At 66.1% G+C, this 956-nt stretch carries 1 protein-coding gene; it reads left to right on the top strand.

The annotated features are described in order from the left end of the window. Positions 1–26 precede the first annotated feature (26 nt). The gene (locus ABGB05_RS36910) at positions 27–929 is read left to right on the top strand and encodes an IS982 family transposase (RefSeq protein ID WP_347658674.1); all 903 of its coding nucleotides are present in this window, start codon (positions 27–29) and stop codon (positions 927–929) included. Positions 930–956: the final 27 nt, after the last annotated feature.

The following is a 956-nucleotide window of genomic DNA, read 5'->3' as shown; positions in this document are numbered from 1 at the left end:
ACAGGGAAGGGTGTCGTTGTCTGCTCGTGACTGCCGACATCGACACCCTTCTGACTGCACTGTACGTGTTCGTAGACGATCACCTGGTACCGCATCGCCGCCGTCCCGGCCGTCCCCGGCAACTGTCCGACGCCGAGCTGATCTGCCTGATGATCACCCAGGTGTTGTTCGAGTTCCCTCGCGAACGGCACTGGATCCGCTGGGCCGGCACCCACCTCCGAGACGCCTTCCCGTACCTGCCGACCGCGTCCGGTTACGGCAAACGAGTCCGCGGCAGCGGCCAGCTCATCGCCACCGTGCTGCGAGCCCTGGCACATGTCACCCCGACGAGTGCCCCGATCCTGCGGCTGATCGACTCCACCCCGGTGCCGTGCGGCACCTCTCGCGAGACCGCGAAACGCTCGGACCTGGCCGGAGACGCCGGCTACGGCTACAGCGCCTCACACTCCCGCTACTTCTGGGGCATGCGCCTGTATCTCCTCGCGACGGCCGAGGGCATGCCGGTGCTGTGGTGCCTGGCCCATCCGAAACTCGACGAGCGTGAGGTGATGGCCGCCCTCATCGAGGCCGACCACCACCTGATCGCCGAGGGGCAGGTCATCCTGGCCGATCGCGGCTTCGCCAGTCCGGAGTTCGATCACTTCTGCGACCTGCGGAACATCCACCTCGTCCGGCCGAAACGCGCGAACGCCAAGGCCGACGCCCCACGCACCCCGGCCGAGAAAGCCCTGCTCCGCGCCCGCCAATGGATCGAGTCGATCTTCCAGAGCCTGAAAGGTCAGCTCTCCCTGGAACGACACGGAGCCCGCCGCCACGACGGCCTGTTCGCCCGCGTCGGTCAGCGCCTCCTCGCTCTGGCCGCTGTGATCTGGCACAACACCAACATCGGCGCACCCAACCCACGATCACTCATCGCGTACGACCATTGACCAGCAAAGATTTAGGACTCAATCATC

The sequence above is a fragment of the Plantactinospora sp. B5E13 genome, assembly GCF_039871775.1.
Taxonomy (GTDB): Bacteria; Actinomycetota; Actinomycetes; order Mycobacteriales; family Micromonosporaceae; genus Plantactinospora.
The sequence above is the reverse complement of the archived record's forward strand: the minus strand, read 5'-3'. Positions and strand labels throughout refer to the sequence as shown.